The organism is Acidisoma cellulosilyticum (assembly GCF_020621385.1).
In the GTDB taxonomy this organism is placed as follows: Bacteria; Pseudomonadota; Alphaproteobacteria; order Acetobacterales; family Acetobacteraceae; genus Acidisoma; species Acidisoma cellulosilyticum.
Map to the genome: position 1 here is coordinate 739,827 of NZ_JAESVA010000003.1, position 22,532 is coordinate 762,358.

The 22,532-nt window shown below is 63.1% G+C and carries 24 protein-coding genes; 13 read left to right on the top strand and 11 right to left on the bottom strand.

Annotation, left to right across the window (positions count from 1 at the left end; genetic code table 11):
• Positions 1–2: 2 nt before the first annotated feature.
• Complete coding sequence (locus ACELLULO517_RS12250; protein ID WP_227307699.1) at positions 3–1,556, bottom strand: glucan biosynthesis protein; 1,554 nt, start codon at positions 1,554–1,556, stop codon at positions 3–5.
• A 99-nt stretch (positions 1,557–1,655) separates the two neighbouring features.
• Positions 1,656–2,114 carry a MerR family DNA-binding protein gene (locus tag ACELLULO517_RS12255; RefSeq protein WP_319796425.1) on the bottom strand — a complete coding sequence of 153 codons (459 nt, stop codon included), beginning with the start codon at positions 2,112–2,114 and terminating at the stop codon, positions 1,656–1,658.
• A 92-nt stretch (positions 2,115–2,206) separates the two neighbouring features.
• On the opposite strand from ACELLULO517_RS12255, the gene ACELLULO517_RS12260 reads away from it, so the two are divergent.
• Positions 2,207–3,082, top strand: a complete 876-nt coding sequence (locus tag ACELLULO517_RS12260; protein ID WP_227307646.1) for a sulfotransferase — start codon at positions 2,207–2,209, stop codon at positions 3,080–3,082.
• 524 nt (positions 3,083–3,606) lie between these two features.
• Here the strand turns inward: ACELLULO517_RS12260 and ACELLULO517_RS12265 are convergent.
• Positions 3,607–4,158: a hypothetical protein gene (locus ACELLULO517_RS12265; RefSeq protein WP_227307647.1), complete on the bottom strand. Its 552-nt coding sequence runs from the start codon at positions 4,156–4,158 to the stop codon at positions 3,607–3,609.
• Between the two features lie 307 nt (positions 4,159–4,465).
• Here ACELLULO517_RS12265 and ACELLULO517_RS12270 point away from each other — a divergent pair, with 307 nt between their 5' ends.
• The 5 genes from ACELLULO517_RS12270 to ACELLULO517_RS12290 all read left to right on the top strand — a co-directional run bounded on the left by ACELLULO517_RS12270 (position 4,466) and on the right by ACELLULO517_RS12290 (position 9,237).
• Positions 4,466–5,122 carry a 2-keto-4-pentenoate hydratase gene (locus ACELLULO517_RS12270; RefSeq protein WP_227307648.1) on the top strand — a complete coding sequence of 219 codons (657 nt, stop codon included), beginning with the start codon at positions 4,466–4,468 and terminating at the stop codon, positions 5,120–5,122.
• 66 nt (positions 5,123–5,188) lie between these two features.
• Positions 5,189–6,058, top strand: coding sequence for an aldo/keto reductase (locus ACELLULO517_RS12275; RefSeq protein ID WP_227307649.1), 870 nt, complete (start codon positions 5,189–5,191; stop codon positions 6,056–6,058).
• A 242-nt stretch (positions 6,059–6,300) separates the two neighbouring features.
• Complete coding sequence (locus ACELLULO517_RS12280) at positions 6,301–7,302, top strand: alpha/beta hydrolase family protein (protein WP_227307650.1); 1,002 nt, start codon at positions 6,301–6,303, stop codon at positions 7,300–7,302.
• A gap of 126 nt (positions 7,303–7,428) precedes the next feature.
• On the top strand, positions 7,429–8,184 hold the full coding sequence (locus ACELLULO517_RS12285; RefSeq protein WP_227307651.1) for an SDR family NAD(P)-dependent oxidoreductase: 756 nt from the start codon (positions 7,429–7,431) through the stop codon (positions 8,182–8,184).
• A 12-nt stretch (positions 8,185–8,196) separates the two neighbouring features.
• Entirely contained in the window at positions 8,197–9,237 is a 1,041-nt protein-coding gene (locus tag ACELLULO517_RS12290) for a LacI family DNA-binding transcriptional regulator (protein WP_227307652.1), read from the top strand.
• Here the strand turns inward: ACELLULO517_RS12290 and ACELLULO517_RS12295 are convergent.
• The 6 genes from ACELLULO517_RS12295 to ACELLULO517_RS12315 are packed head-to-tail and all read right to left on the bottom strand — an operon-like array spanning position 9,211 to position 13,462.
• Positions 9,211–9,816, bottom strand: a complete 606-nt coding sequence (locus ACELLULO517_RS12295; protein WP_227307653.1) for a nitrile hydratase subunit alpha — start codon at positions 9,814–9,816, stop codon at positions 9,211–9,213. The genes ACELLULO517_RS12290 and ACELLULO517_RS12295 overlap by 27 nt on opposite strands.
• Entirely contained in the window at positions 9,816–10,094 is a 279-nt protein-coding gene (locus tag ACELLULO517_RS28630; RefSeq protein ID WP_264481436.1) for a nitrile hydratase subunit beta, read from the bottom strand. The genes ACELLULO517_RS12295 and ACELLULO517_RS28630 overlap by 1 nt, the downstream gene beginning before the upstream one ends.
• Entirely contained in the window at positions 10,091–10,423 is a 333-nt protein-coding gene (locus ACELLULO517_RS28635; RefSeq protein WP_264481437.1) for a nitrile hydratase subunit beta, read from the bottom strand. The genes ACELLULO517_RS28630 and ACELLULO517_RS28635 overlap by 4 nt, the downstream gene beginning before the upstream one ends.
• 10 nt (positions 10,424–10,433) lie before the next feature.
• A complete protein-coding gene (locus ACELLULO517_RS12305; RefSeq protein ID WP_227307654.1) occupies positions 10,434–11,483 on the bottom strand; it encodes a D-TA family PLP-dependent enzyme in 1,050 nt (349 codons plus the stop codon).
• Complete coding sequence (locus tag ACELLULO517_RS12310; RefSeq protein WP_227307655.1) at positions 11,476–11,853, bottom strand: RidA family protein; 378 nt, start codon at positions 11,851–11,853, stop codon at positions 11,476–11,478. Before ACELLULO517_RS12310 ends, ACELLULO517_RS12305 begins: the two co-directional genes overlap by 8 nt.
• A gap of 10 nt (positions 11,854–11,863) precedes the next feature.
• Positions 11,864–13,462: an N-acyl-D-amino-acid deacylase family protein gene (locus ACELLULO517_RS12315; protein WP_227307656.1), complete on the bottom strand. Its 1,599-nt coding sequence runs from the start codon at positions 13,460–13,462 to the stop codon at positions 11,864–11,866.
• Positions 13,463–13,558: 96 nt separating this feature from the next.
• Between ACELLULO517_RS12315 and ACELLULO517_RS12320 the strand changes: the two genes are divergently transcribed.
• From ACELLULO517_RS12320 to ACELLULO517_RS12350, 7 genes are all read left to right on the top strand, one after another.
• A complete protein-coding gene (locus tag ACELLULO517_RS12320) occupies positions 13,559–14,335 on the top strand; it encodes an SDR family oxidoreductase (RefSeq protein ID WP_227307657.1) in 777 nt (258 codons plus the stop codon).
• 119 nt (positions 14,336–14,454) lie between these two features.
• On the top strand, positions 14,455–15,687 hold the full coding sequence (locus tag ACELLULO517_RS12325) for an extracellular solute-binding protein (protein WP_227307658.1): 1,233 nt from the start codon (positions 14,455–14,457) through the stop codon (positions 15,685–15,687).
• Between the two features lie 423 nt (positions 15,688–16,110).
• Positions 16,111–17,355 (top strand): extracellular solute-binding protein, encoded by a 1,245-nt coding sequence (locus ACELLULO517_RS12330; protein WP_227307659.1) that lies wholly within the window; start codon positions 16,111–16,113, stop codon positions 17,353–17,355.
• 5 nt (positions 17,356–17,360) lie between these two features.
• Complete coding sequence (locus tag ACELLULO517_RS12335; protein WP_227307660.1) at positions 17,361–18,257, top strand: carbohydrate ABC transporter permease; 897 nt, start codon at positions 17,361–17,363, stop codon at positions 18,255–18,257.
• 1 nt (position 18,258) lies between these two features.
• Positions 18,259–19,098 (top strand): carbohydrate ABC transporter permease, encoded by an 840-nt coding sequence (locus ACELLULO517_RS12340; protein WP_227307661.1) that lies wholly within the window; start codon positions 18,259–18,261, stop codon positions 19,096–19,098.
• Positions 19,095–19,832 carry a copper homeostasis protein CutC gene (locus ACELLULO517_RS12345; protein ID WP_227307662.1) on the top strand — a complete coding sequence of 246 codons (738 nt, stop codon included), beginning with the start codon at positions 19,095–19,097 and terminating at the stop codon, positions 19,830–19,832. Before ACELLULO517_RS12340 ends, ACELLULO517_RS12345 begins: the two co-directional genes overlap by 4 nt.
• The gene (locus ACELLULO517_RS12350) at positions 19,829–20,773 is read left to right on the top strand and encodes an ROK family protein (protein WP_227307663.1); all 945 of its coding nucleotides are present in this window, start codon (positions 19,829–19,831) and stop codon (positions 20,771–20,773) included. Before ACELLULO517_RS12345 ends, ACELLULO517_RS12350 begins: the two co-directional genes overlap by 4 nt.
• Here the strand turns inward: ACELLULO517_RS12350 and ACELLULO517_RS12355 are convergent.
• The gene (locus ACELLULO517_RS12355; RefSeq protein ID WP_227307664.1) at positions 20,735–22,069 is read right to left on the bottom strand and encodes an MFS transporter; all 1,335 of its coding nucleotides are present in this window, start codon (positions 22,067–22,069) and stop codon (positions 20,735–20,737) included. The genes ACELLULO517_RS12350 and ACELLULO517_RS12355 overlap by 39 nt on opposite strands.
• A 260-nt stretch (positions 22,070–22,329) precedes the next feature.
• Positions 22,330–22,532: aldehyde dehydrogenase family protein (locus tag ACELLULO517_RS12360; RefSeq protein WP_227307665.1), on the bottom strand; the 203-nt coding region annotated here is incomplete at its 5' end.

Sequence of the window (22,532 nt, forward strand, 5' to 3'; positions counted from 1 at the left end):
CGTCACGGTGTCCAGCGATAGAGCCAGGTTTCGGAGAGCGGCGTTTGATCGTTCATCAGGATGCAGCTGAGTTCGGCCAGCTTGGCGTCACCGGCATTGAGCGTGAACATGATGCGATAGCCGCCCGTTGCCAGGTTGGGCTCGACCACCACAGCGTCGATCTTGCCGGCGCTGGTCGAAACCTGCGCATGCGGCTTCGCGTCCGGGGCCAAGGTTTTTACCGCGTCGCCGACAATATCGAGAACGATTTCCAGCCCCTGGTGATCGTCGGAATTGCCGATGCGCGTATCGACGATGCGGCCGAGTTTCGTCGGTTGCGGATTATCCCAGCCCCAATGCATGCGGTAGGTGAAGCTGTATTCGCCCTTGGCCGACAGCTTGTCCTTGGGCCGCCAGAAGCTGACGATATTGTCGTTGACCTCATTCGGGCTGGGGATTTCGACCAAATCAACGGCACCTTGGCCCCAATCGCCGATCGGCTCGATCCACAGGCTGGGCCGCTTCTCATACTGCAACGCGACGTCCTGGTAATCGAAGAAGCTGCGCTTGCGCTGCATCAGGCCGAAACCATGCGGATTGGCATCCGAAAAGGCGCTGAATTGCAGGGCTGTCGGGTCATTCAAGGGCCGCCAGATCTGCGTGCCCGAACCGGTCCACATAGACAGCCCCTCGGAATCATGGGCCGCCGGCCGCCAGTCATTCACTTTGTTACGATTATTGGCATCGAAATAGAACATGCCGGTGAGCGTCGCGATGCCGGGCTCGGTGATATCCACACGGGGAAAAATACTGCTTTCGACATCGAAAACGGTTTCCGCACCTGGCGTGATGGTGAATTTGAACGCGCCCGTGACGCTTTGGCTGTCGAGCAGGGCATGGACGACGAGGGAGTTTTGACCCGCCGTCGGCTTTTCCAGCCAGAAGGCGCTGAAACGGGCGAATTCCTCGCCCTTCGGGTCGCCGGTGCCGATGGCCAGCCCGCGCGCGGACAGGCCGTAGACCTGACCCTTGGCGACGGCGCGGAAGTAGCTGGCGCCCAGAAAGACGCAGAATTCGTCGAAGACATTGGGCGTATTGATGGGGGTGAGGATGCGCAGGCCGGAATAGCCCAGCATATCCGGCACCTTCAGCTTGGGATTGTCATAGGTGAAGATATCCGGGCTGTAGGGGACGGGCGCGGCCTTGCCGTCCACCACCTCGAACATGTCGACCTTGGCGGGGTACAGAAAGCCGCGCGGAAAGAACTGGACCTGGAAGGGTAGATTGTCGGCCTTCCACAGCGCCTGATCCGGCCGATAGGTGACGGCGCGGAAATCATCGTAATTCATATGCGCGATGGCGCTGGGCAATGAGGTATTCGGCGCCTGATAGGGTTCGGTCGCCATCTTCTGCGCCAGCTGCCGGACGGAGGAACCGTCGAAAGGACCGGGCGCGGGCGCCGTATGTGGCGCAGACGCGGCGCGCCCCGGCTTGACGCCCAGGGCAGACAGCAGGGCGACACCGGTGACGCCCAGGCCAACCCGACCCAAATCCCGACGCAGCAATTCTCGACCCAGCACTGGCAATCCTTTCGCGGTCAGACCATCCGCCTGGACGTGGTATCGCAATGCAGCATGGCAAGCGTAAGGCTGGGCGATGCAGGGTTTGTGGCGAAATCAGGCCAGCGCTTCGCTGGGTATAAAAGCTGACGGGTCCGCCAATTCCTCTATGATGGGGCAACCCGGCCGGTCGCTTGTTTCGCAGGCATGGGCGAGGGAGCGGAGTGCCGCGCTCATCTCCGCGATCTCGCGGGCTTTGGCCTCCAGCGCGGCGGCGTGGGACAAGGCCAGCCTCTGCACTTCGGGCTTGGACCGGCTTTCATCCCGCCACAGCGCCAGCAGGTCTCGCATCTGTTGCACGGAAAAACCCAGGTTGCGGGCGCGTTTGAGGAAGCGCAGCGTCTGCACGTCCATCTCCCCATAGCGCCGATAGCCGGCAGCCGAACGGCCGGCCGGGGCGATGAGGGTCACTTTCTCATAATAGCGGATCATCTTGGCCGACACGCCCGATGCCGCTGCCGCTTCACCGATATTCATCATCCCCGTCAGGATAGGATTGCGGCCGATACCGGTCAACGCGCTGGGCCCTGGCCTGCCCAGACTGGTCGGTAGCCAGAGCGACGTTGTTAGGGCAAAGTCACGTTCTTGTGACGACCGGGCGGATTTCCATGACAGACTGGTTTCAGCTTAACGCGCAATTGCGGGCCTTGGCCGAGCGGCAGATCTTTTTCGTCGGCGGTGCGCCGCGATCCGGCACGACCTGGCTACAGCAGATCATCGACCAGCATCCGCAGGCCTCCTGTCGCGGCGAGGGGCTGTTCGCCAAGGATTTTTTTCCGCTTTTCGACGACAGCATGGCGAAGCGGCGCCAATCCCTGGAGAACAAGAACAGGGAAGTTTTCAGCCACACCAAGGGCTATCCCTTGCCGGGCGCGGGCGACAGCCGCTTTCTGGCAGCGACCGCGATGCTGCTCGCCCTGCATCAGCAGGCGGAGGGCAAGGATTGCCTCGCCTATGGCGAGAAGACACCCGAAAACGTCTTCGCCTTTCCCGAGCTCAAGCAGCTTTTCCCGCGGGCGAAGTTGATTGCGATCATCCGCGACCCGCGCGATCTGTTGACCTCCGCCTGGCATTTCTTTCAGAAGAAGAAAAAGTCGGATGATGAAGCAAAATTCGATTTCATTCGGATGGCTTTGCCATCGATCAATCATGGGATGAAGGTGACGCTTCACCTTGGCCAGACCGACCCGGCATCCTGCCGGATCGTGACTTATGAGCGGTTGCACCAGGATCCGGTGCCACCGATGGCGGCGATTTTTCGCTTTCTCGGATTGGACGCGACGGATGAAATCGTTGCAGCCTGTCTGGAGGCAACGCGTTTCGACAAGATGACCGGCGGCAGGCAGGCGGGTGACAGCGCCGACGGTTCCTTTCTCAGGAAAGGCGTCGTCGGCGATTGGCGGTCGACCCTTAGCCCCGCGATGAATGCGCTGATCCTGCAGGAACTGGGCTGGGCTTTTCCGCATTTCGGATGGGTGGCCTAGAGTCCGTCAGGTTTAGGTGGAAACGCCAAAAAATCTGTCGTGCGCGGGCCTGGCCGGCCGCACCCCGACCCGCGCATCTACCCGACGCAGCAAGCAATCGGCCGGCTGGGCGCCGCGGCGGGTAGGTCCGGGGCGCGTAGCCCGCGCAACAAGTGCGCGGATGACAAATTATCTATTAAAATCAGACAAACTCTAGAGCCTGTCCGGAAATGCTACTACGGCGGCGAGAAGCGCATTATCGAACAGGCTCTTTGAGAATTACCGCTGCCCCGACAAGCACCTGGATGATTGCTCAAGAAAAAGACCCAGGACGCGCGCGCATCCTGGGTCTTCAGCATTGTTGACGGCCGCTTGAGGGGGCCGGACGAGGAATTAGACGGCCGCGGAAACTCCGGCGGCGATCATCCAGGTCATAACACCCTGCGGCATCACACAATGAGACACTGGATCACCTCCTTTCAGTTGGTTTCGACTAAAAGCAATTTGTCACCGGCTTTCGCGTCGATGCAACATAAATCGTGTGGTCAAAAATCCATCGTCAAAGCGGCAAGGAAATTATTGCCGCTGATCGCACTGTCCATGGTGTAGGCAAGACCTTGCTCGGTCAGGCTGGCGATCAGTTTGACGCGATCCCGTTCCATCAGGCGGTAGTGCAGCGTGACATCGACATCATATTGCCCTGCACGGCTGGTCGGCGGCGGCGCCAGCGCCGGGTCCTGTACCAGAACCACGGGAATGCCGGCGGTATCCGTGGGACAGCCGACCAGGCCGTGTTCCAGGGTCATCGGCGGGCCGGACATGACGGCCGGGTTCACGCTGACACCCGCGCGGATGCAAAGCGCCGGATCGGTCACGTCCTGCGGATGTGCGAGGGAGACCGCGACCATCACCGGCTGCGCGTCAGGCTTGGCTATGAAGGGAATGCCGGCCTCGGCCGACAGGGCGGCCAGCATGGCCAGGGCCTTGCTGTTATCTGCCGACGTCACTTTGAAGACCTTGACGGCATCAATGGTGACTTGGGCCGGCGATCCATAGCCGAGGGTCTGCGCGACGGCGCCGACACTCGGTAAGATCACCAGGGCGCCTAGGATCGCTATTTGCCGGAAGGCTCGTCCAAATCGGGGCCAGAACATGGCAGCTCCAACACAATTTTGCCTCAATTGCGCCCTGGTGCCTTATTCTAACCATGAATTGCAATTCCAAAGTTGCGGAATTGATGATCTACTTGCGAAGGCTTCCTCAAGCCTTTGAAACTGCTAAGTTAATGTTTATAAACTTTTGTTGCGGTGCAGTATGACAGATGAGAGCAAGGCCCTGGCGGAGCGGTTACTGGCCGCAAGGGCAAAAAGCGAAGCCATAGACCTAAGTCCGGCGGAGAGGCCGATGACCGAGGCGGAAGGCTATGCCGTTCAGGTCGAGGTGACCTCCGTCCTGGGTGAGATCGGCGGTTGGAAGGTCGGCGCGCCCGGCCCGGATGCGCCGCCCTCCTGCGCGCCGCTGCCAGCGGCGGGCATTCTGCCGTCCGGCACGGCGCTGGACGCGCGCTTTTCGGATCGCCTGGTCGAGGCCGAAATCGCTTTCATGCTGGCCGCCGACCTGCCGCCGCGTGACGCGCCCTATTCCCGTGCCGAGGTGATCGCGGCGATCGGCAGCTGCCACTCCGTCATCGAAATCGTGCAATGGCGCATCCGCGATTACGCGACGGCCACAAACCCGGTGAAGCTCGCCGACAGCACCGGCAATGGCGCGCTGATCGTGGGTGACGCGATCGAAGGCTGGCAGGCTATCGATTTTCCCAATCTCACCGTGACGCAGGATGTCGAGGGCGAGGCGCCGAAGCTGGGTAAGGGCAATCCGGGCGGCGATATGATCCGCCTGATTGCTTGGCTGGCCGATGTCGGGACGGTCTGGGCCGGTGGTCTGAAGGCCGGGCAGATCGTCACCTGCGGGTCCTGGACCGGTTGCCTGCCCGCGCCGGCCGGTGCCGGCGTGAGCGTGACATTTGCGGGGCAGACGCCGGTCAGGACAAGCTTCGCTTGAGATAGGCTTCACGGCGGCTGCTATCATCCCCATCTTCCAGCGGTACGTCAGACACGGAGAGAAAAAATGGCAGCGGCCAATGCCCGCGACGCGGGTGATTTCACGATCGGCGGCGATCTGACCGTCACCCGCCTCGGTTTCGGAGCTATGCGCATCACCGGCCGCGGCATCTGGGATCAGCCGGCCGATATCCCCGAGGCGAAACGCACGCTGGCGATGCTCAGCGACCTCGGCATCGATTTCATCGATACCGCCGATAGCTACGGCCCTTACGTCAGCGAGGATCTGATCGCCGAGGTGCTGGCGCCGTATAAGGGCATGACCATCGCCACCAAGGGTGGGTTGACCCGGCATGGTCCCGATATCTGGATGCCGGTCGGGCGGCCGGAATACCTGCGCCAATGCGTGTTGATGAGCCTGCGCCGCCTGAAGCTGGAGCGGATCGATCTGTGGCAGTTGCATCGGGTCGATCCGAAAGTACCGGCGGAGGAGCAGTTCGGCGTTATCGAGGCCATGCAGAAGGAGGGGCTGATCCGTCATGTCGGCCTGAGCGAGGTTTCGGTCGAGCAGATCGAGGCCGCGCAGAAGCATTTCCCGGTCGTCACCGTGCAAAATCAGTACAACCTCGTGAACCGCAAAAGCGAGGCTGTGCTGGATTACTGCGAGGCCAAGGGTATCGGCTTCATTCCCTGGGCGCCGCTGGCCTCCGGCAGCCTTGCCAAGCCAGGCTCGGTTCTCACCAAAATCGCGGAAAAACTCGGCACGGGTCCAAGCCAGGTGGCGCTGGCCTGGGTGCTGAAACGCTCACCGGTGATGCTGCCGATCCCGGGCACCGGCAGCACGGCGCATCTGGCCGAGAATGTGGCCGGCGCTTCGATCCATCTCAGCGACGAGGATTTCGCCGCGCTGGACGCGCAGGGCAAGGCGGAAGCCTGACAGCGGTGCCGGGACAAGGCGTGAATGATCGAAAATTTTTTGGTTCTTTTTTATAAAAAAGAACCACCTGCCTTCGGCGGATCCGCATGAGCGAGACAATACAACAAAGCCAGGCGTCCCTCGTCCAGGCCGCGGTTCCGCCGCGCTGCTGCAAATGGCCTTTGCCCGTCCGATAGGTTTATTGCGTGGATCGACCCGTTGGTGCAGGTTGCCATCATAAAAACGGCCGTTAAGAGCCTGTCATGATGAAACGCCTGCTTGCCCTTTGTGTCATCGGCCTGATGTTGCCGGCGGTTTCGGCCTGCGCGGATGAGCGGCCTGTCACTGAAACGCCCGTCACGGCGGATGGCATGGTCGGCAATTTCTTCCGCCCGACTGAAAGCGAGACGCCGATGCCGGCCGTCCTCGTGCTCGGCGGGTCCGAAGGCGGGCTGAACCCAGCCGTGACGCAGGAAGCCAGGTTGATCGCGCAGCACGGCATGGCGTCGCTGCAACTGGCCTATTTCGGCACCGGCCGTCTGCCGGAGACGCTGCAGCTGATTCCGGTCGAATATTTCATGCAGGCGATCCGATGGTTGCAGGCGCAGCCGGGTATCGATCCGACACGGATCGCGATCCTCGGCACCTCGGTCGGCGGGGAGGCAGCGCTGCTGATCGCGTCGCATGACCCGGCGGTTCGTGCCGTGGTGGCGGCCGTGCCGTCCGGCATCGTCTGGCAGGGCCTCGGCACCTGGGGCATGGTCAAGCCGGAATCCAGTTTTTCATGGCAAGGTCGCGCGTTGCCGGATTTGCCTTATCAGCGTGGCGAAACCGGCGACACCTTCGATCGCTATGCGATGGGGCTGAACAGCCTGCCAAGACACCGCGACGCCATCATGAAACTATCGCGTATCAACGGCCCGATCATGATGATTTGCGGCGGGCGGGATGTCGTCTGGCCGTCCTGCCCGATGGTTGCCATGGCGGCCGCGCAGTTGAAGGCCGCGCAATTCCCCCATCCGGTCGCGGTGTTTGCCTTTCCGAAAGCAGGACATGCGGTCTTCGGGCCGCCGGTCATGCCGGCCTCCCCCCATAATCCTGATTTCGCGGATCTTGGCAGCCTGGGCGGCGCCGCTATTGCCAATAATGCGGCGCGTGCCGTCGCCTGGCCTGCCTCTCTCGCCTTTCTGGACAGGTCCCTCGGCGATGAGCCAGCGGAGACCGATGCGCCTTTGGCGCGGGTTGCCCATATCCTGCCGCCTTAGACGCCAGGTTTGCGCCTTGCGGCGCTTGATCTATACAGGGATGAGACAAGCTCTTGTCTCAATAAAACAAAATGACAGCGCGGATCGCGGCAATCGACCGATCGGCCGTTCAGGGAGAGAGATCGGATGAGCGAAATCGCAGTGCCGGGACGGTTCGACGATCAGGTGGGTGTGGTGACGGGCGGGGCTGCCGGCATCGGTCTGGCTATCGCCGCGCGTATCAAGCGCGAGGGCGGGCGGGTCAGCCTGTGGGATCGTGACGCGGCGCGGCTTGAGGCGGCGGCCGCCGAGATCGGCGCCGATCATGTCGTCGCCCTCGATATCGCGAACCCCGAAGCGGTCGCGCAGGCGGCCCAGTCGACCGCCGCTGCCTTGGGGCGGATCGATATGCTGGTCTGCAGCGCCGGGATCACCGGACCCAATACGCCCCTGGCCGACTATCCGGTGGATGAGTGGAAACGCGTCATCGACGTCAACCTCAATGGCCTGTTCTACTGCAACAAGGCCGTGATCCCTTTCATGCAGGCCGGTGGTTACGGGCGTATCGTCAACATCGCCTCCATCGCCGGCAAGGAAGGCAACCCGAATGCCTCCGCCTATAGCGCGTCGAAGGCGGCTGTCATCGGCTTGACGAAATCGCTCGGCAAGGAGTTGGCGAAGACCGAAATTCGGGTCAATTGCGTCACCCCGGCCGCGATCCGCACCGCGATTTTCGATCAGATGTTGCAGACCCATATCGACTTCATGCTGTCCAAGATACCGCTGGGCCGTTTTGGCGAGATCGAGGAGGCCGTCTCGCTGATCTGCTGGCTGGCGAGCCGCGAGGCGTCCTTCAGCACCGGCGCTGTCTTCGATGTTTCCGGCGGACGGGCAACCTATTGACGATGACGTCGCATGCCTAAGACGCCCGCCCGTATGGCCGCCAAATCGGTGCCGCCGAGCACGATCACCCTGAAACATGTGGCGGAACGCGCCGGCGTTTCGCCCATCACCGTCTCTCGTGTCATCAACACGCCCGATGCGGTGTCCGAGACGTTGCGGGACAAGGTGACGGAGGCGATCGACGCGCTGGGCTATGTGCCCAATCGCGTTGCCGGGGCCTTGGCCTCGGCCAAAAGCCGTGTCGTGCCGATCATTGTCCCATCGCTCTCCAATATCGTCTTTCTGGAGGTCATCCAGGGCGCGCAGGATGTGCTGAACGCCGCCGGCTATCAGCTGCTGCTGGGCGATACGCAATTCGACCTGGAGCGGGAACAGGCGCTGGCGAATACGCTGCTGGGCTGGTCCCCGGCCGGGATGATCATTGCCGGCCTGCGCCATACCGATCGGACGCGCGCCATGCTGAAAACCTGGCACCGGCCGGTGGTGGAGGTGATGGAATACGGCACGAAGCCGATCGACATGAATGTCGGCCTGTCGCACTACAAGGCCGGCGACAGCATGGGGGAGCATCTTGTCGCCCGCGGCTATCGCAACATCGCCTTCATCGGTTGCCGGATGAAGGTCGACTACCGCGCCATGCAGCGCTTCAAGGGGCTGGAACGCTGCCTGAAGCGACATGATCTGCCCTGCCGGCCGCCTTTCAGCCATGATGAGATGTCGAGCGCTGAATTGGGCGGGGACGCGCTGATGCGCGCGCTGGATCTGGACAAGTCTCTGGACGCGATCTTTTTCGCCAATGACGATCTGGCCATCGGCGCCATTCTGCGCGCGCAGCGTGAAGGCATTGCCGTACCGAAGCGGATCGCGATCGCGGGGTTCAATGGTCTCAACCTTGGCGCGCTGATGCAGCCGGCGCTGACGACCATCGTCTCCCCCCGCCAGCGGATCGGCCAGATTGCCGCGACCAAGCTGCTCGCCCGCATTCTTGGCCAGCAGAGCGGCGCGGCGACGGTCGATGTCGGTTTTTCACTCCGTGCGGGCGGGAGTACCTGACGGGATTTGGGGCGTGGTAACGCCGATCATATCGCCTTCGCGCACCAGAGCAGCGAGCGCGCTTTCCGACCAGCCGCGGGTGCCGGACGGGCGCATGGGCAGCACCATCCAGCGATAGTCCGCCGTGCTATCGACGACGCGGAGCGACACATCATCGCCCAGAACCGTGCCCCATTCGGCGAGCAAGCCACGGGGGTCGCGCACGGCGCGGCTGCGATAGCTGTTTGATTTGAACCAGAAGGGCGGATAGCCGAGCACGGCGCGCGGATAGCAACTGCACAGCGTGCAGACGACGAGGTGATGCTGCTTCGGCGTATTCTCCAACACGCCGAGCGGCGGCATGCCGCGCATGGGGATGCCCAGGCTTTCGGCCGCACGGGCGCCGTCCGTCAGCATGAGGGTACGAAATTCCGGATCGATCCAGGCTTTGGCGACCATCGCCGCACCGCGCGCCGGCGTCGCGGTATCGGTGATCCTGATCCGCTCGGCGATTTCGGCCGGCGTCGTGATGCCCTTGGCGGTCAGCAGGGCGCGCAGCGCCGACAGCAGCCGGTCATGATCGACGAGCGTGGTCTCCATCACACCGGCTCCAGCCAGGATTCGTAAAGTTCCACCAGAATCTCCGCCTGCGGCTTGCGGTCGCCCCACAGAGATGAGGCATCAAAACTGACATGATAGAGGGCGAGATGTTTTGCGTGGCGGCCGAAGGCGAGATCCTCGGGATTGGGGAAATCACCCAGATGACGCAGCACGGTACCGGTGGCCCCGCGCAGATAATGCGGTGTGCGGATATGGCAGGGGCCGCGCGTCTCCGGCCAGTCATTGCGCACAAGCACGCGCTGCCCCGCCTTCATCATGCGGTATCCTTCATCGCCTGGGCCAGTTCGGCCTGCGTGAAGACGCCCTTCTGCAGCAAGGTCGCGGTGATCGACAGCAGCCAGCGTTGATAATAGCCGAGGCGGAGGTAATCGGCCTCCGGCAGGGCTTCGATGCCGCGCCGCAACTCATCGACAGACATGACGGATTTCGCGCCGAGAAGCTGGCGGACGGCATCGACCTCACGGTCGAAATCCGTCAGCTCATGCGGTTCGGTATCGATCGCCTCGCACATATAGCGGGAGACCCCGCCCATGTCGTGAAGCGCGCGGGGTACGTCCTTGTCAGTTTTGTCTGCCAATTCGCTCATCGCGCCAAATTCATCTTGTCAGACCCCTGGCGGCTACCGGCCAGACCCCTTCTACCAGACCGCCCCTGCTGACCACCACATCATTGTGCAGATTTGTTACAACACAGACATGATTGGGCAGGATCTGCAGGCGGTCGCCGATCTTGGGCTTGTCTTCGCATTGGCTGAGGTCGACCATGCCGTGTTCCTCGGTCAAGCGCTCGATGATCGCATCCGGATAATCCAGGATCAATCCGAAACCGGGGATCTTGCCGCCGGGCATGGGGTCGCTGGAGAGCGTTTTGGAACCGCAATCGATGACGGCGCGATTCTCCTCAGGCCTGCTGATGACGGTGGCGAAAACGTGGAGCGCGCAATCATCCAATGTCGCCGCGCCGGCCTCGACCATCATGCGGTCGTTATAGATATAGGTGCCGACCCGCATTTCGGTCAGGCCCGCGACTTCATGTGTATGATCCCAGCCCGGTGTGCCGCCGCCGGAGACGATGGGCAGGTCGACGCCCGCATCCTTGACCGCCTGGATGAAGGAGGCGGTCGCCGGCGTGCTGCGATAGGTCATCAACCCGTCGAAGCGCAGGCCCGGTGTTTCCTTCACCTGCGCGATAAGGGTCAAGGCTTCGGCGACCGAGACGACGCCGGTGCGCTTCTGACCGCTGTCGAATTCCACCAGCACGCCGATCGGCGCCTTTGCATCGCGGGCGGCCTGGGCCAGCGTGGCGAGTGCGACGGGATTGTCGATGGCGACGCGCATCGTCGCAAGCGCCGTCAATGCGACCAGGCGCCGCGCCTTTGCCGCGCCGACCAGCGGATAGGAGATAAGGATGTCATCCAGCCCTGCCGCCGCCATGACCTCAGCCTCACCCAGTTTCTGGCAGGTGATGCCGACGGCGCCAAGTTCCACAGCGCGCTTGGCGAAGGCCGGCAGCTTATGGGTCTTGATATGCGGGCGCAGCGCGATGCCATGGGCATTGGCGTAATTCTGCATCCGCACCAGATTCCGCTCGACGATATCGAGGTCGATGACGGGAACCGGCGTGTCGAGCGATGCCAGATCACTCATGCGACTGCACCGCGATGCAATCGACCTCGACCTGAATGCCGTTGAGCTGACAGCCGACCGTGGTGCGGGCCGGGGGCGCGGCCGGGAAGAATTCGGTGTAGATCGTGTTCCACTCACTGAAGCGGGTGACGTCGCTGAGATAGCAATTGATCTTCACGACATCGTCCAGGCTGCTGCCCGCGCCCGTCAGGATGGTCTGCAGATTGGTCAGCGTCTGCCGCACTTGACCGGCGAAATCATCCGGCATCACGCCCGTCTTGGGATCGACCGGGCCTTGGCCCGAGACGAAGACGAAGCCGTTGGCGACCACAGCATGGGAATAATGGCCGCCTGCTTTGGCGGCACCGTCGATCATCAGAGCCTGACGCATCTATCCGTTCCTATCCTCGTCCTAAAACCTTGCCGGGAAGCCGACCCGTGATCTGGCCTGCCGCGACCACCGCCTGACCCGCGACCCAGACATCGGAAATGCCGGAGGGCGCCTGCACCGGCTCCTCGAAACTCGCATGATCGGTGACGGCGTCCTCGAACAATACCATATCGGCGATCATGCCGGGACGCAGCAGACCGCGCTGCCCGAGACTGAACCGCTGTGCCGGGATCGCCGTCATGCGGCGCACCGCGTCTTCCAGCGTGAACCAACCGCGGTCGCGCCGCAACGGCCCGATGACGCGCGGAAAGGTGCCGAAGGCGCGGGGATGCGGCTTGGTGCCGGGGCGGGGCAGACCGTCCGAGCCCACCATATGCAGCCGGTGACAGCAGGCGGCCTGCAGATCATCCTCGCTCAGCTGAAACATGACGATGGCGGTCTGGCCGTCATCCTCCGCCACGAAACGGGCGAGAAGGTCGAAAGGGGCGATCCCGAGCTTGGCGGCGGCCGCATCCATCCGGCTGCCTTCGAGGCTTTTCAAAGCGGGGTTGCCGACGCCCGAGATCAGCACATTGCCCCAGCCGATCAGCGATATCTTGGACTGGATATGCACGTCGTCGCTGCCGGTCTCGACCCAGTGTTGCAGCGCGGCCCTTTGCGCCGGGTCCGCCAAACGGGCGAGCAGGGCCGGAAGGCCGCCTTCCTGGGCGGCGGGCGGCAGAAGCTGCAGCATGTAGCTGCTGCCGGCGGGATAGGGATACATGTCGAAGCTGATATCGACGCCCGCCGCCCGGGCCTGTTCCAGCCGCGCGAGTGCGGCCGGGATCTGCCCCCAGTTCGGCCGCCCGGCGGATTGCAGATGGGACAGCAGGCCGGGCACGCGGGCTTCCGTCAGCACCGCGATGAATTCCTCGATCGAGCCGAGCAGATGCGCCTCGTAACTCCGCACATGGGCGGCGAGGATGCCGCCTTCGTCCCGCACGGTTTCGGCCAGCGCGACCAGTTCCGCCGGCTCGGCGAAGGCGCTGGGCGGATAGACGAGGCCGAGGGACAGGCCGGCCGCCCCGGCGCGGATCTGCGGCGCCAGCAGCGCCTGCATGGCGCGGATTTCGGCGGGCGTTGCCGCGCGCTTCTCATAGCCCATCACCGCCAGGCGCAGGGCCGCATGGCCGACGAGGGAGACGAGGTTCAGCGCGATGCCGGGATCTTCCAGAGCCGCCTTGTAGCCTTCGAAATCGGCGAAGACTTCGTCCCGCGCGGTCTCCCCCAAAAGGCCGGAAAAATGGCCGCGAAGCAGGTCCGCCGCATGCGGCGGGGCGGGATAAAGCGAAAAACTGCAATTGCCGACGACGATGGAGGTGACGCCCTGGCGCGCCTTCTCCGGCCGCGTGCGTTCGCGCAGAAAAGCGAGGTCGTCATGGCAATGGGCGTCGATGAAGCCGGGCGCGAGGTAGCGGTCGATGCCGTCCAGCACGGTGGCGCCGTCAGTCGGCAGGCCAGGCCCGATGGCAGCGATCCGCCCGGCCGAGACACGCAGATCGGCGCGAAACCAGGGCGCGCCGGTGCCATCGATGATGCGCGCACTCCTAATCACAAGGTCCTGAGCCATAGCAAATCTCCTCAGGCATCGAGCCTATACGGACAGGCCGGCCTCGGCCATGGTGCGCCCGACGAGTGTAATAGACTTCAAGATTGGGAGCGGCGCATGGGCGTTGAACGCTGGGCCTTCATCACCGGTGCCGGGGGCGATATCGGCGGTGCCACGGCCGATCTTCTGGCCAAACGCGGCTGGGGCGTCATCTGTGCCGATATCGACGGGGCGCGGGCCGAGGCGCGGGCGGCTTCCATCACCGCTGCCGGTGGTGCGGCCCATGCCATGGCGCTCGACGTGACGGATGAGGCGGCGGTGAATGCGGCGGCGCAAAAGGCGCTCGCGATCGGCGATGTACGCGCGCTGATCAATAATGCGGGGCGCGCTTTCGGCGCCAATATGCGGCTGACGAATTACGCGACCTGGCGGCAGGATATCACCCTCAATCTCGATAGCGCTTATCTGTGCATTAGTGCGTTTCAGGATCATTTGCTCAGGCAAGGTGGATCGATCGTCAATATGGGCTCGGTCAACGGTCTCGGCATGTACGGCCATCCGGCCTATAGCGCTGCCAAGGCCGGCTTGATGCATCTGACGCGCGTGCTGGCGGTCGAATTCGGTGATCGTGGTGTCCGCGTGAATGCGGTGGCGCCTGGTACCGTCAGGACAAAGGCCTGGGACGACAGGCTGGCCGGCAATCCGCAGGTCTTCGATGAGCTGACAGCCTGGTACCCGCTGGGCAAGGTTGCCGTTCCCGCCGACGTCGCGGCGGCCGTCGCTTTTCTGGTGTCCGACGATGCCTCTCACATCACCGGCGTCATTCTGCCGGTCGACGGCGGCATCACCGCAGGCGTTACGAAACTGTATCAGTCGATCACGCAACAACATTGACGGCGGAGCCGGAGACGGCGCGCGTAAAAAATCGTTGCATGGCAGCTATACAAGCGTGGCGGAGCGCGCCTACACTCCGCCCCGGTTTCCGCCAGCCATCTGCAACACAAGGGTTTTTCATGCGCATCGCCTATCGTTCACTCGCAGTTGCCGGCATCGTCGCGGCTGCGGCCCTTGGCGTTTTCACGACGGCGGCGTCTGCCACCACGCTCAATCTTGTCGTTGCCGATTACGGCACCGGTCCCAAGGATACGAGCCAGATCTATTGGCAGAGGATTGCGGACGACTTCCATGCGGCCAATCCGTCGATCACGGTGAAGGTGCAGACCGTCAACTGGAATGATTTCGATACCAAGATCCAGACGATGGTGCAGAACCGCCAATATCCGGACATTACCGAGGGCGATTATTTCTCGAACTACGCGCAGGAAGGCCTGCTGTACAAGGTCAGCGACGTCTTCACCGATCCGTCGAACCTGATGCCGGTCTTCAAGGAACTGGGCAGCTATAGCGGCGTGCAATACGGCCTGCCCTTCACGACCAGCGCCCGCGCGCTGTTCTATAACAAGGCGATCTTTGCCGAGGCCGGCATCACCAACCCGCCCAAGACCTGGGAAGAGATCCAGACGGACGCGGCCAAGATCGAAGCCAAGGGCAAGATCGGTTTCGGCTTGCCGCTGGGCCCCGAGGAAGCGCAGGCCGAGACGCTGCTGTGGTTCCTGGGCAATGGCGGCGCCTATCAGTCGGCGGACGGCAAATGGGTGATCGACAGCGACCAGAATGTCCAGACGCTGCAATTCATGACCCAGCTGGTGAAAGCGGGCGATACCGAGCCCAATCCCGGCACCAAGAACCGCACCGACCTGTTCAATGAATTCGCCCAAGGCCAGATCGGCATGTTGAACGGCGAAGTGGCGCTGCTGCCGATGATCACTGCCGCCAATGTCCTCAAGCCCGGCGATCTCGGCACCGCCGCCATCGCCGGCCGCACCGGTCCGATCGACAAGACGCTGGGCGTCTGCGACTTCGTGGCGGCCTTCAAGACCGACGGCACCAAGAAGGAAGCGATCAAGAAGTTCCTCGATTTTGCCTTCCAGGACAAATACCAGCTCGATTTCGTGCATATGTATCTGGAACTGCCGGGCACGACCTCGGCCGCCGTCGCACTCGCCAAGACCGACGCGACGCTGGCGCCCTTCGTGAAGGCACTGCCGAACGCGGTGCAATACCCGAATGACCCGGTCTGGGCGCAGGTGAAGACGCAGATCCAGCAAATCATCGGCACGGCCATCGGCCCTGATCCTAAGCCCGTCCTGACGACGATCCAGCAGACCGCCCTCAAGGGAAGCTGAGGCATCAACAAGCCAAGGATCGTTTTGGCCTGGAGCTTTTCCTTTTTGCCTAGGCTCACGGATTCCGCGCTGGAGTCCGTCAGGTTTAGTTGGAAATGCCCCAAAATCTGTCCTGCGCGGACTTGTTCCGCGCATCTACCCCCGCGTGCAGGCAAGCGGCCGTCCAGGCGCCGCGGCGGGTAGGTCCGCGCAACGAGTGCGCGGATGACGAATTATCTATTAAAAGCTGACAGACACTAGATTATTGGTTTTGCGAGCATCTTCCCCCAGCCAGATTAACCCATCTGGCCGGGACTGCTCTAGGCCTTCGGACGGAGGCCCAGGTCAGGGCAAATGTAAAATCAAAACCGACCAAGCTATACAACCGCGCGGAGCCGCGCTTAGAGTTCGGCCCGCCAGAGAAAAACCAGGAGAAGGCCCCCAATGCGCGTCACCGGTCGTACCTTCCTTGCCGGCGGAATCTCCGCGGCACTCGCCCTGACCCTTGGCCTGTTTGCGGCCGCGCCGGCCCATGCGGATACGGTGCTGACCCTGGTCGCCGCCGATTACGGCACCGGCCCCAAGGATAGCAGCCAGATCTATTGGCAGAAGATCGCCGATGACTTCCACGCCGCCAATCCGTCGATCACGGTGAAGGTGCAGACCGTCAACTGGAATGATTTCGATACCAAGATCCAGACGATGGTGCAGAACCGCCAATATCCGGACATTACCGAGGGCGATTACTTCTCCAACTACGCGCAGGAAGGCCTGCTGTACAAGGTCAGCGACGTGATGACCGATCCGTCGAACCTGATGCCGGCCTTCACTAAGCTCGGTAGCTACGAAGGCGCGCAATACGGCATGCCCTTCACCACCAGCTCGCGCACCTTGTTCTATAACAAGAAGCTGTTCGCCGAGGCCGGCATCGCGGCGGCGCCCAAGACCTGGGACGAGCTGATGACGGATGCCGGCAAGATCACGGCCAAGGGCCATATCGGCTACGGCATGCCGCTGGGGCCAGAGGAAGCTCAGGCCGAGACCTTGCTTTGGCTGCTGGGCAATGGCGGCGGCTATCAGACGGCGGATGGCAAATGGGCCATCAATAGCCCGCAGAATGTCGAGACGCTGGAATTCATGACCAAGCTGGTCAAGGCCGGCGATACCGAGCCCAATCCCGGCACCAAGAACCGCGCTGCCATTCTGGAGCAGTTCGCCCAGGGTCAGATCGGCATGGTCAATGGCATCACGACGCTGCTGCCGATCATCAAGACGGCCGGCGCGCTGACGGACGCCGATTGGGGCACCGCGCCGATCACCGGCAAGGCCGGCCCGCTGGACAGCACGCTGGGCGTCTGCGACTTCATGGCCGCCTTCAAGACCGATGGGTCCAAGCAGGAAGCGATCAAGAAGTTCGTCGATTTCGCGCTGGCCGATCAGTACCAGATCGCCTTCTCGGAAGAATACAACCTGCTGCCGGGCACGGTCTCGGGGGCGGCCGCCTTCTCAAAGCTCGATCCCGCGCTGGCACCCTTCATGGCCGCCCTGCCCAAGGCCGTTCAATATCCGAGCGATACCGTCTGGGCGCAGGTGAAGACGCAGATCCAGCAACAGATCGGCACGGCCATCGGGCCGGACCCGAAGAGTGTGCTGGATAGCCTGCAGGCGACCGCCGAGAAGGGCGAATAAGAAGCGTGTCGGCCAGCCGCTTGCGGGCTTCCAGCTTCGCGCCTTTGCTCTGGGTCGGGCCGGCGATGGCATTGATTGCCGTCGTCGTGCTCTGGCCTGTCATCATCATGATCCGCACGGCCTTCCAGCATATCAGCCCGGATGGCTTCATCCTGGGCTCGGCCGGCTGGCGGAACTTCCATTACCTTTGGCAGGAGCCCGACCTTGGCGGCATCCTGATCCGGACCGTGATCTGGGTCATCGTCGTGGTCGCTGCCACGATGCTGATCTCGCTGGCCATGGCGCAGCTGTTCAACCAGAAATTCCCCGGACGGCGCGTCGCCCGCTGGGCGTTGATCGCGCCCTGGGCCGCATCCGTGATGATGACGTCGATCGTCTTCCGCTGGGCGCTTGACCCGAATAACGGCGTCATCAACGTCTTCCTGCACGATATCGGCTATCTCAACCGCTTCAACAGCGATGCGTCGGATTGGCTGGGCAGTCCCGGCACCGCCTTCGCCTGGATGATGGTGGTCGCGGTCTTCGTCTCGATCCCTTTCGCGACTTATGCGCTGCTGGCCGGGCTTCAAGGCATCCCGACCGATATCTACGAGGCGGCGCGCGTGGACGGGGCCGGCGCCTGGCGCACCTATCGCACCATCACTTTGCCGCTGCTGCGCCCCGCCTTCGTGGTCGCGCTGCTGATCAACGTCATCAACGTCTTCAATTCCTTCCCCATCATCTGGGAAATGACGCGGGGCGGGCCGGGCCACCAGACCAGCACGACGACGACCTTCATGTATCAGCTCAAGCAGAGCTATATCGGCGAATCCGCAGCCATGTCGGTGCTGAACTTCGGGCTCGTGATGATCGTGGTGCTGCTCTATCTGCGGGCGACGGCGAAACGGCGGGAGGATATCTGACATGGCCGCCACAAGCGCCGCCTCGCGCGGCTTCCCCGTTCGCACCCTGATTTTCATGGGTCTCGCCTATCTGGCGGCGATCATCTTCCTGCTGCCTTATGTGGAAATGATCATCGCGGCGCTGCGGCCGTCCAATCAGCTACTGGACCGCGACTATCTGCCGACGCATTTCAACTGGCATAGTTTCATCGATATCTGGGGCACCGGCTTCGGCCATAACCTGCGGGTCAGCCTGGAGGTCGCGGGCGGTGCGACGATCCTGGTGCTGCTGGTCGCGATTCCGGCGGCCTATTACACCGCGCGCCATCGCTTCCGGGGCCGCAACGCCTTCATGCTGCTGGTGCTGATCACCCAGATGTTCCAGCCGACTGCCATGCTGGTGGGCCTGTACCGCGAATTCCTCGACTTCCAGATGCTGGACAGCGTCTATGCGCTGATTCTGGTCAATGCCGGTTTCAACATGGCCTTCGCCGTCTGGATCCTGAATGCCTATGTGACCGGCATTCCGGTGGAGTTGGAGGAGGCCGCCGCCATCGACGGATCGACCCGATTGGGCGTGCTGTTCCGCATCACCTTGCCGCTGGCGCTGCCGGGCATCGTCACCGCGCTGATCTTCACCTTCATCAGCGCCTGGAACGAGTTCATCGTCGCCCTGACGCTGACGACCTCGCAAGCCGCCCAGCCGCTGACCGTCGCGCTAAACAACTATATCGGCCAGTACCAGGTCGATTGGAGCCACCTCTTTGCAGGCTCGGTCATTGCGACTATCCCCGTCATCATTCTGTTTGCGTTGATCGAGGGTAAAGTGGTCGGTGGATTAACGGCAGGCTCCATAAAATGAGCGGCTCAGGCTTTGCAGGCGGATTGCGGCCGCCTGTCGTGGAAATCTGCGTCGATGATCTGGCGGGTGCCTTGGCGGCCGAGGCCGAGGGCGCAGACCGTATCGAGCTGTGCAGCGCGCTGTCGGAAGGCGGGCTGACGCCGAGTTTCGGGCTTGCTCAGGCGGTGCTCAATCGCGTTCGGCGCATCGGCGTGCGCATCATGATCCGCCCGCGCAGCGGCAATTTCGTCTTCTCCTCGGAGGAGGTGGAGGTGATGCTGGCCGATATCGCGGCGATCCGCGATCTGCCCAAGGCGCCGAGCGTGAATATCGGCTTCGTCTGCGGTGCGCTGACCGCCGCCAATGTGGTCGATGCGCGGGCCATGGCGCGTCTGAAATCCGCCTGCGGCGGCACGCCGATGACCTTCCACAAGGCTTTCGACGTGACGCGGGATTTGAAGGCCGCGCTGGAAACCCTGCTCGGCCTTGGCATCCGCTCGGTTCTGACCTCGGGCGGCAAGCCGACGGCGGAAGCCGGCGCCGAGGTTCTGGCCGCGCTGGTGGCGCAGGCGGCTGGCCGCGTCGCCGTCATCGCCGGCGGCAGCGTGCGTGCCGGCAATGTCCGCGCGCTGCTGGAGCGGACGGGCGTGCCGGAAGTCCATCTGCGCGCCATGCGACCGGACGCGTTCGGCCGGCTTGTCACCTCCACCGAGGAGATTGCGGCTTTCATCCGGGCTGCCCGCAACCCGGCATGACCGATCAGGTTGTTCTCGGCATCGATGTCGGCGGCACCAGCTTCAAAGGTGCTGTCATCGATGAGACCGGCCGCACGCTGATCGCCGGCAGCATCGCCACCGAAGGCGCGCAGGGCGAGGATGCTTTCGCGATTCTGGAGCGTTTCGTCATCGGCATGATGGCGCAAGCGGCGGCGCAGGGACTGAAGCCCGCTGCCTGCGGGTTGATTTCGCCCGGCATGGATGAGCGGACCGGGCATGTCATGTTTTCCTCCAACCTCAGCTGGCGGGATTTTCCCATCGGCCCGCGGCTGACCGCCAGCCTCGGCCTGCCAGTTCTGCCGGGCCATGATGTGCGCACGGCGGGTCTGGCCGAAGCGCAATTGGGCGCGGCGAAGGGCTTTGCCGATTCCGCGATGGTGATGATCGGGACCGGGATCGCGGCCGCGCTCGTCACCGGCGGACAGGCCATTTCCGGCGCGGCCCAGATGGCCTGCGAGCTTGGTCATATTCCCGTCTATCCGGGTGGGGAGGCCTGCGCCTGCGGACAGTTCGGCTGTCTGGAAGCCTATGCCTCGGCCGCCTCCATCGCGCGGCGGTATCGCGCGGCCGGTGGCAAGCAGGCGCTGACGGCGGCCGATATCGCGATGCGGCTGGACAGTGACCCGTTGGCCGCGAAGATTTGGAATGAGGCGGTGCAGGCGCTGGCCATCAGCCTCGTCACCGTCACGCTGCTGCTGGACCCGGCGGTGATCGTCATCGGCGGTGGCTTGGCCGAAGCGGATGAGGTTTTGCTGGCCCCCCTGCGGGTGGCGCTACAGCAGCGGCTGGCCTGGCGCGCGGCGCCGCCGATCGTCAGGTCTGAGCTTGGCAGTCGCGGCGCCTTGCTCGGCGCCGCGATATTGGCCTTTCGCAGTCTCGGGCTAGCTAATGCGGCCTCCGGGTGGCAGTCCGGGGGTTAGCCCGGGTTCGACCTTGGCCGCCGGCCTCTCCCGCAACCTTATCGTCAGCACCAGCAGACCCGAGAGCAGCAGCGCGCCCGCGAAGAGCATGGCGGTGGCCGTGAAGCTGCCGGTGCGGTCCTGCAGATAGCCGCCCAGGAAGGGGCCGAAATAGCCGCCGAGATTGCCGAGGGCGTTGATGAAGCCGAGCGCACCCCCCGCCAAGGCGACCGGCAGAACCCGGGATGCCGCCGCCCAGAAGGGGCCGTCATAGGCAAGCGCGCCGCCGATCGCGAGGCAGATGAAGACGATCGACAGCACGACGCTGGTTTTGGCGACGAAGACGGAAATGACCAGGGCGATGGCGGCCGTCGCGGTCGCGTAGAAGACATGCCGGCTGTACCGGCGGTTGCGGTCGGCCGCCCAGCCGTTCAGGAACAGGAAGACGATGGCGGTCAGATAGGGCAGGGCCGCGATCAGCCCGACCGTGCCGAAGCCTTGCTTCGTCAATGACTTCAACAAAGTCGGCAGCCACATATTGAGACCGTAGAAGCCGACCTGGATGAGGAAATAGACGCCGACGAGTTTCCAGATCGTGCCATTGGTGAAGATATCCCGGAAGGGGCCGGGCAATGGCTCGTGCAGGCGGTCCTGCGCGATGGAGCTTTCGATATAGTCGCGCTCACGGGGTGTGCACCAAGGCGCCTCGCGCGGCCGGTCCCGGATGAAGATCAGCCAGAGCGGCAGGGCGATGATGAAGGGCAGCAGGCCCTCGATCATGAACAAGGTCCGCCAGTCGGAGACGGAGACGATCCAGCCCGAGAGCGGCTGCGTGATGATCGAGGAGATGGCGAGATTGGCCATCCAGAACGCATAGGCGCGGGCGCGTTCCTGCACCGGGAACCAATGGCTGATCAACACCAGCACGGCGGGCCAGATGCCGCCCTCGGCGACGCCGAGAAAGAAGCGGACGATGACGAGCTGGTCGAAGCTGTGGACGAAGCCGCAAAGAAAGGCCATCGCGCCCCAGCAGACGATCATGATGGCGACGAATTTGCGGGCCGACCAATGTTCCGCCAGCCAGCCGCCCGGAATCTGGAATAGCATATAGCCGAGGAAGAAGATGCCGCCGGCGAACCCTTGCTGCGCCTTACCGACTTGGAATTCATGCCCGATGCCGGCAAAGGCATAGGAGATATTGGTCCGGTCCATGAAGGAGATGATGTAGACGATCATCGCGATGGGGATGAGACGCGCCCAACGCTGATTGTCCGTGAAACGATTGATAGAAGAGCGCGTTTGCGCGTTGTCCGGCATTGTCTACCTCCCCGGCCCCGCTTCTGTGGCGGGGTCCTTGTCACTGCCGAGCGTTTGTATTCCGGGTCTCGGATTTTGCCCATAAAAATCCGATCATTGGGTGCTGCTACATCTGGCGCGACTCACCCCGATCCTGTCGCCCGCGGCCTCGTGCCGCGGGTCTACCCATTCCGGCGCCCAGACGCCGATGTGGCGCCGCGGCGGGTAGGTCCGCGCAACAAGTGCGCGGATGACGAATCTTCTGAGGGAATTTGACAGCCTTAGCTGCCGAGACCGCCGAGGGCGATGTATTTGATTTCGATATAGTCCTCGATACCGTATTTGCTGCCCTCGCGGCCGAGGCCGGAGGATTTCACACCGCCGAAGGGGGCGACTTCGGTGCTGATGATGCCTTCGTTGATCCCGACGATGCCGTATTCGAGCGCGCCGGCCACGCGGAAGATGCGACCGACGTCGCGCGCAT

Coding starts and splice junctions, on each gene's coding strand:
- ACELLULO517_RS12325 (WP_227307658.1), top strand. CDS start 14,455: ATGCGCATCGCCTATCGTTCACTCGCAGTTGCCGGCATCGTCGCGGCT.
- ACELLULO517_RS12270 (WP_227307648.1), top strand. CDS start 4,466: ATGACCGAGGCGGAAGGCTATGCCGTTCAGGTCGAGGTGACCTCCGTC.
- ACELLULO517_RS12350 (WP_227307663.1), top strand. CDS start 19,829: ATGACCGATCAGGTTGTTCTCGGCATCGATGTCGGCGGCACCAGCTTC.
- ACELLULO517_RS12330 (WP_227307659.1), top strand. CDS start 16,111: ATGCGCGTCACCGGTCGTACCTTCCTTGCCGGCGGAATCTCCGCGGCA.
- ACELLULO517_RS12310 (WP_227307655.1), bottom strand. CDS start 11,853: ATGCGTCAGGCTCTGATGATCGACGGTGCCGCCAAAGCAGGCGGCCAT.
- ACELLULO517_RS12320 (WP_227307657.1), top strand. CDS start 13,559: ATGGGCGTTGAACGCTGGGCCTTCATCACCGGTGCCGGGGGCGATATC.
- ACELLULO517_RS28630 (WP_264481436.1), bottom strand. CDS start 10,094: ATGATGAAGGCGGGGCAGCGCGTGCTTGTGCGCAATGACTGGCCGGAG.
- ACELLULO517_RS12290 (WP_227307652.1), top strand. CDS start 8,197: ATGCCTAAGACGCCCGCCCGTATGGCCGCCAAATCGGTGCCGCCGAGC.
- ACELLULO517_RS12275 (WP_227307649.1), top strand. CDS start 5,189: ATGGCAGCGGCCAATGCCCGCGACGCGGGTGATTTCACGATCGGCGGC.
- ACELLULO517_RS12345 (WP_227307662.1), top strand. CDS start 19,095: ATGAGCGGCTCAGGCTTTGCAGGCGGATTGCGGCCGCCTGTCGTGGAA.
- ACELLULO517_RS12260 (WP_227307646.1), top strand. CDS start 2,207: ATGACAGACTGGTTTCAGCTTAACGCGCAATTGCGGGCCTTGGCCGAG.
- ACELLULO517_RS12295 (WP_227307653.1), bottom strand. CDS start 9,816: ATGGAGACCACGCTCGTCGATCATGACCGGCTGCTGTCGGCGCTGCGC.
- ACELLULO517_RS12305 (WP_227307654.1), bottom strand. CDS start 11,483: ATGAGTGATCTGGCATCGCTCGACACGCCGGTTCCCGTCATCGACCTC.
- ACELLULO517_RS12315 (WP_227307656.1), bottom strand. CDS start 13,462: ATGGCTCAGGACCTTGTGATTAGGAGTGCGCGCATCATCGATGGCACC.
- ACELLULO517_RS12285 (WP_227307651.1), top strand. CDS start 7,429: ATGAGCGAAATCGCAGTGCCGGGACGGTTCGACGATCAGGTGGGTGTG.
- ACELLULO517_RS12355 (WP_227307664.1), bottom strand. CDS start 22,069: ATGCCGGACAACGCGCAAACGCGCTCTTCTATCAATCGTTTCACGGAC.
- ACELLULO517_RS12280 (WP_227307650.1), top strand. CDS start 6,301: ATGATGAAACGCCTGCTTGCCCTTTGTGTCATCGGCCTGATGTTGCCG.
- ACELLULO517_RS28635 (WP_264481437.1), bottom strand. CDS start 10,423: ATGAGCGAATTGGCAGACAAAACTGACAAGGACGTACCCCGCGCGCTT.
- ACELLULO517_RS12340 (WP_227307661.1), top strand. CDS start 18,259: ATGGCCGCCACAAGCGCCGCCTCGCGCGGCTTCCCCGTTCGCACCCTG.